7 protein-coding genes and 1 pseudogene are annotated in these 5,821 nt (G+C 70.5%); 3 read left to right on the plus strand and 5 right to left on the minus strand.

What is annotated here, in order from left to right:
* The 5 genes and pseudogenes from K2X24_RS18690 to K2X24_RS18710 all read right to left on the minus strand — a co-directional run.
* Window positions 1-221, minus strand: a pseudogene (locus K2X24_RS18690) (hypothetical protein); the annotation flags it as partial.
* Window positions 218-1,138 (minus strand): oxygen-dependent coproporphyrinogen oxidase, encoded by a 921-nt coding sequence (hemF, locus tag K2X24_RS18695; RefSeq protein ID WP_292499952.1) that lies wholly within the window; start codon window positions 1,136-1,138, stop codon window positions 218-220. The pseudogene K2X24_RS18690 and the gene hemF, both read right to left, overlap by 4 nt.
* Window positions 1,139-1,195: 57 nt before the next feature.
* Window positions 1,196-1,465 carry a YiaA/YiaB family inner membrane protein gene (locus K2X24_RS18700; RefSeq protein ID WP_292499946.1) on the minus strand — a complete coding sequence of 90 codons (270 nt, stop codon included), beginning with the start codon at window positions 1,463-1,465 and terminating at the stop codon, window positions 1,196-1,198.
* Window positions 1,466-1,518: 53 nt separating this feature from the next.
* A complete protein-coding gene (locus K2X24_RS18705; RefSeq protein ID WP_292499947.1) occupies window positions 1,519-2,208 on the minus strand; it encodes a PspA/IM30 family protein in 690 nt (229 codons plus the stop codon).
* 85 nt (window positions 2,209-2,293) lie between these two features.
* Complete coding sequence (locus tag K2X24_RS18710) at window positions 2,294-2,761, minus strand: tRNA (cytidine(34)-2'-O)-methyltransferase (RefSeq protein WP_292499948.1); 468 nt, start codon at window positions 2,759-2,761, stop codon at window positions 2,294-2,296.
* Window positions 2,762-2,868: 107 nt separating this feature from the next.
* On the opposite strand from K2X24_RS18710, the gene K2X24_RS18715 reads away from it, so the two are divergent.
* The 3 genes from K2X24_RS18715 to K2X24_RS18725 all read left to right on the plus strand — a co-directional run.
* Window positions 2,869-4,740, plus strand: a complete 1,872-nt coding sequence (locus tag K2X24_RS18715) for an ABC transporter ATP-binding protein (protein WP_292499950.1) — start codon at window positions 2,869-2,871, stop codon at window positions 4,738-4,740.
* A gap of 332 nt (window positions 4,741-5,072) precedes the next feature.
* Window positions 5,073-5,282, plus strand: a complete 210-nt coding sequence (locus K2X24_RS18720) for a hypothetical protein (RefSeq protein ID WP_238276077.1) — start codon at window positions 5,073-5,075, stop codon at window positions 5,280-5,282.
* A 438-nt stretch (window positions 5,283-5,720) separates the two neighbouring features.
* Window positions 5,721-5,821 (plus strand): hypothetical protein (locus K2X24_RS18725; protein ID WP_292499953.1); only part of this gene is annotated, 101 nt, incomplete at its 3' end.

A 5,821-nucleotide genomic window follows, 5' to 3' on the forward strand; every position in this document is an offset into this window, starting at 1 on the left:
CCGTCCTGGTAGAGCGGGTGGTTGGCCAGCGTCACCGTCGCGCAGGCGGTGAGGCCGGGGCGCGGGGCGTCGTGGCAGGTCAGGATATCGACGTGGCTGCGCCCGGTCTCGTCGGCGTGCCGGGCGACGGAGGGGCGGCCGCCGAGGGCGCCCGCCAGCATCCGCGCCACCGCGCGGTTGGTCTCGGTGATGTCCGCCGGCGGGGCGGCCGGGGTGCTCACGGCCAGCGCACCGTCGGGGGCAGCGACGACAGGATCGAGGCGACGTTGCCGCCGGTCTTCAGGCCGAAGATCGTGCCGCGGTCGTAGAGCAGGTTGAACTCCACGTAGCGCCCGCGCCGGACCTGCTGCTCCAGCCGGTCCGCCTCGGTCCAGGGTGTGGCCAGGTTGGCGCGCACGATGGCCGGATAGGCCTTTAGGAAGGCGCCCCCGACGTCGCGGGTGAAGGCGAGGTCGGCCTTCGGGTCGCCGGTCCAGTGGTAGTCGTAGAAGATTCCGCCGATGCCGCGCGGCTCGTTGCGGTGCTTGAGGTGGAAGTACTCCTCGCACCAGGCCTTGTAGCGGGCGTAGTCGGCGGCCGGGGCGTGGGCATCGCAGGCCTCCCGCATCGCCGCGTGGAAGGCGAGCGAATCCGGGTCGTCCTGCGTCCGGCGCCGGTCGAGCACCGGGGTCAGGTCGGCGCCGCCGCCGAACCAGGTCTTCGTGGTCACCACGAAGCGGGTGTTCATGTGCACGGTCGGCACGTTGGGGTTCCAAGGGTGCGCGATCAGCGAGATCCCGGTGGCGAAGAAGCGCGGGTCCTCGGCGGCGCCCGGCATCTGGGCACGGAACTCCGGGGCGAACTCGCCGTGTACGGCCGAGACGTGGACGCCGGCCTTCTCGAAGACCCGGCCCTTGATCATCGCCATGGTGCCGCCGCCGCCGGGGGCGCCGGTGTGGTCGGTGCGCTGCCAGGGCGTCTTCTCGAAGCGTCCCGGCGCCGTCGGGGCGTCGGGATGGAAGGGCCCCGTCGCCTCCGCCTCCAGGGTCTCGAAGGCGGCGACGATCCGGTCGCGCAGGGTGGTGAACCACGCCGTCGCCGCGGCCTTGACGGCGTCGCGCTCGGCCTCGGGCAGCGGGGGGGCGGAGGATTCGGGCATGGTCATGCCGGGGGATGTCCCATCCCGCCGCCCGGCCGTCAATTCGCCGGAGCGCCCTCAGTCCTTCACCGACATCAGCAGCCGCTCGGTCTTGGCGTCCTCGATCCGGTTGACCATGCGTCGGCCCTCGTGGACGTCGCGGATCGTCTTGGTGGCGGTGATGCAGGACTGCACGAGCATGATCGTGCCCATGGCGAGGTAGCCCTTGATCCAGATGTCGATGGGCATGAACAGGATGCCAAGGCCCACCATGGCGGCTGAGCCGAGGAACGAAGCGTAGGTGAAGGCGACCCAGGCGCCGGAATGCTGCGCGGTCTCGTTGGTCATCGTCGTTCTCCTTGAATGGTCGTGCGGTTCGAACGAGGGGCGAATCGGGACGGTCAGGCGGTCGGCTGACCGGGCGCCTCGGCCCGGGCGCGCAGGCGGTCGAGGATCGCGGACGGCGTCGGGCGGGTGCTCGGGCCGAAGCCGGCGCGCTCCATCCGCTCGGCGAGGTCGGCGCCGGGCTCGGCCTCGCGCAGGGCCGCCTCGGTGTCGTCGGCCGCGGCCTGGAGGCTGCGCAGGCGGGCCAGCGTCGCCTCGGCCTCCTTCAGGGTCGCCCGGTCCTGCGGGTCCGCGCTCACCCGCAGGCGCCGGGCCGTCTCGGCAGCGGCGGCGAGGCGGCGGCCCCGCTCCAGTTCCGCCTGCCGCCGGGTGGCGTCGGCGACCTTGGCGCGGATTCGGGCCAGCTCGATGGCGAATCGGCTCCGAGCGGTTCGGATGGCGTCGCGCTCGGCCTCGAGTTCGGCGATGGCCTCGGCCGCCTGCGCCGCGAGGTCGTCGCGTCCGGCCTGGAGTGCCGCCACGGCGCGGGTCTCGAGGTCGGCGGCGCGGGACTCGACCTCGGCGAGGCGGCGCTCCTCGGCGCGGTCGCCCGCCACCGAGGCGGCCAGCGCCTGGCGGCTGCGCTCCAGGGCGGCGCGGGTCTCGCGGATCTGCTGGTCGAGAATCAAGAGGGCGTTGCGGTCGAAGAGGTCCTCTTCGGCGCGGGCGGCGGCGCCGCGGGCGAGGGTGCGAAACAGTCTGAGCATGGTGGGGCTCCGGGTCGGTGGCTGCTGTCCACTCCCGGGTCATCGCATAATTTGAACACCGTTCAAGTGCGGTATTGCACGGCGTTCAATCTGGGCTCGGAAAGCCCCCGGTCTGGCGCAGGGCCTCGCCCAGGATCATCGCGGCGCAGACCGCGACGTTGAGCGAGCGCAGGTCCGGGCGGATCGGCACCACCACCCGGGCATCCGCCGCGGCGTGGACGGCATCCGGCACGCCGGCCGATTCCCGGCCCATCAGCAGGCAGTCCCCGTCCCGGTAGGCGAACGCGGTGTAGGGCAGGGCGCCCTGCGTGGTGGCGAGGACGAGGCGGATGTTCTCCGCGCGGCGCCAGTCCGAGAACGCGTCCCACGAGCGGTGGCGGGTCACGGTGACCCGGTCGAGGTAGTCAAGCCCAGAGCGGCGCAGGTGCCGGTCCGAGACGTCGAAGCCAGCCGGCTCGATGATCTCGACGGCGGCGCCGAGGCAGGCGGCCATCCGCAGCAGAGTGCCGGTGTTCTGCGGAATATCGGGCTGGTAGAGGGCGAGGCGGAGCATCGGCGGCGTCTCAGGAAGGGGCGGGTGGTTCCGTGCGGCATCGCCCCCCGGTTGGCGGACGGTCAAGGCGGCATAGCTAAGGGACGCTGCAGCAACCGGATGTTCTCATGTTTCTCGATTGGCTCGAGCGCCGGGTCGACACCTTCGCGCCCTTCGACGACGGCCGCATGCCGCCGAAATCCGTTCTCGGCTTCGCGGGCTTCTATCTGCGGCCGATCCGCGGCGCGCTCGCGATCCTGTTCGTGGTGGCGGTCCTGGCCGGGTCGGTGGAGGCCTCGCTCTACCTGCTCATGGGCTGGTTCATCGATATCCTGAACAAGGCCGACCGCGCCACCCTGTGGCAGGAGCACGGCACCGGTCTGATGCTGGCGGCCGGCCTCCTCCTGGTGGTGCGGCCCATCACGATCTGGCTGCACGAGATCCTGTCGAACCAGCTCATCGTGCCCCAGGCGACGAACCAGATCCGCTGGCGCACGCACCTCTACACCCTCGGGCACTCGCTCTCGTACTTCCAGGCGGATTTCGCCGGGCGCCTCGCCAACCGGGTCGTGCAGGTCGGCCCGGCGGTACGCGAACTCGCCGTGGTGTTCATCGACACCCTGCTCTACGTCGCGATCTACGCGGTGACGGCAGTCGGCCTGTTCGGCTCGATCTCCCTCTGGCTCGCCCTTCCGGTGGTGGTCTGGATCGCGGCTTATGCCGCCCTGACCCGGTGGTTCGTGCCCCGGGCCCGGTCGCGCTCGCTGCTCACCGCCGACACCCGCTCGGCTCTGATCGGGCGCATCGTCGACAGCTACACCAACATCCTGACCGTGAAGCTCTTCGCCCGCGACCGCGAGGAGCGGGCGGCGGTGCGCGACGCCGTCGACGTGCACACCAAGGCCTACCTGCACCAGTTCCGGCTGGTCAGCAGCACGACGAGCCTGCTCGGCCTCCTCAACAGCCTGCTGATCCTCGCGACCGCCAGCGTCTGCGTGATCCTGTGGCAGCGCGGCGGCATGACCACCGGCGAGGCCTCGGCCGGCCTCGCCCTGGTCCTGCGCCTCATGGCGATGTCGGGCTGGGTGATGCAGACCGTGCGCGGCATCTTCGAGAATGTCGGCGTCATCCAGGAGAGCATGCAGACGATCGCCCGTCCGCACGCCATCAACGACCGGCCCGATGCCGGGACCCTGGCGATCTCGGGCGGCGACATTCACTTCGAGAACGTCGGCTTCCACTACGGTCGCGACGACGCCTCCATCATCGAGGGCCTGAACCTGCACATCCGCGCGGGCGAGAAGGTCGGGCTCGTGGGCGTGAGCGGCGCCGGCAAGACCACGATCACGGCGCTGCTCCTGCGCCTGCACGACCTCGAGACCGGCCGCATCCTCGTGGACGGCCAGGACATCGCCGGGGTCACGCAGGGATCGCTGCGCAGCGCGATCGCCATGGTGACCCAGGACACCTCGCTGCTGCATCGCTCGATCCGCGACAACATCGCGTATGGCCGCCCCGACGCGACCATCGCCGAGGTCGAGCGCGCCGCCCGCTTGGCCCAGGCCGATACGTTCATCCGCGACCTCGTCGACCACAAGGGGCGCACCGGCTACGACGCCCAGGTGGGCGAGCGCGGCGTCAAGCTCTCCGGCGGCCAGCGCCAGCGCATCGCCATCGCGCGGGTCATCCTAAAGGACGCCCCGATCCTCATCCTGGACGAGGCGACCTCCGCCCTCGACAGCCAAGTGGAGGCGGCGATCCAGGAGAGCCTCGACACCCTGATGCAGGGCAAGACCGTCCTGGCCATCGCGCACCGCCTCTCCACCATCGCGGCCCTCGACCGCTTGATCGTTCTCGATGCCGGCCGGATCATCGAGGAGGGCACCCATGCGGAACTGATCGCAGGCGGTGGCCTCTACGCACGTCTCTGGGCACGCCAGTCGGGTGGCTTCCTGGGCGATGTCACCGATGTGCCCGCCTACGGCAACGCGGCCGAGTAAGGCCGCTCAGGGCGCGCGATCCACCCAAAGGTGTCGCAATCGGAAACGTCGCCGGGGTTCGACGTGCTGCGACGCACACGGGAGTCCGGCCCCCTGCCGTTCCGCTGTCCAGAGCCCAGGCGTGGGTCTGCGGTCGCGTCGAATTTTCGTTTTAGCCGTCAGTTGTTTAGCGGAGTGCTGCATAAGTCCTCGGCAGTTATGCTCATTTCATGCTCAAACTGCATGGCAGCCCCATCCGATGGACGCTCCTACCGCAGCGCAGCAAGGCCTACATCCGGGTCATGGCGCCGGGCCGCAGAGCCTGGCCGCACCCCAGATCCGGAGTTCACACCATGGTCCAGTCCCTCCTTCAGCATTTCGCCGCCTCCCTGCGTGAGAACGCCTCGGTGCGCGAAATCTCCGAGCTCACCGACCGTCAGTTCGCCGATATCGGCGGCGACCGCCTGAGCGCCAAGCTCCTCGAGAAGGCTCGCCAGCGTCGTGCCCGCGAGCACGTCCCCTTCCACGCCTCGGTCGGCGTGTTCTCCTACCCGACGGTGTAACGAACACACGCCGTCGGGCGAAGCTGACGGCTCTTTCGGGCCGCCACGCGAACCTTCGGGGCGCGTGGCGGCCCGACGCATGTTCGGGGTCCTGTGGAAGGCGGCGGCTCGTAGGGGGCGCGAGGGAACCGGGCGCGCGGGTCCGCGCTCCCCCGACCGAACGCGATCACGCAACCGGCGCGTCGGCCCGAATGGCCAACCGGGGGCACCCGATGTCGAGGCTGCTGCGGGTGATCCAGGCAGGGCCCGATCGGGACTCGGGCGACCAAGGCCCCGCGATGCCCGTGTGGTCGCAGCCTCGTGGCACGGCGCGGCCAGCGAGATGCCGTGGCACAACCCCGCCAAACGTCCTAAGGGAACCTGACATCCGGGGTGGCCGATTCCCGTGGGTGCGAGGACGTTGGGCTTGGGCCACGCCCCGGCCCGGAAAGGGTCGTCATGCGGATTGCGATGGTTGGCGCGGGCTACGTGGGTCTCGTCTCCGGGACGTGTCTGGCGGATTTCGGGCACAGCGTTGTGTGCGTCGACAAGGATCCGGA

The organism is Methylobacterium sp. (assembly GCF_019750675.1).
Lineage (GTDB): Bacteria > Pseudomonadota > Alphaproteobacteria > Rhizobiales > Beijerinckiaceae > Methylobacterium.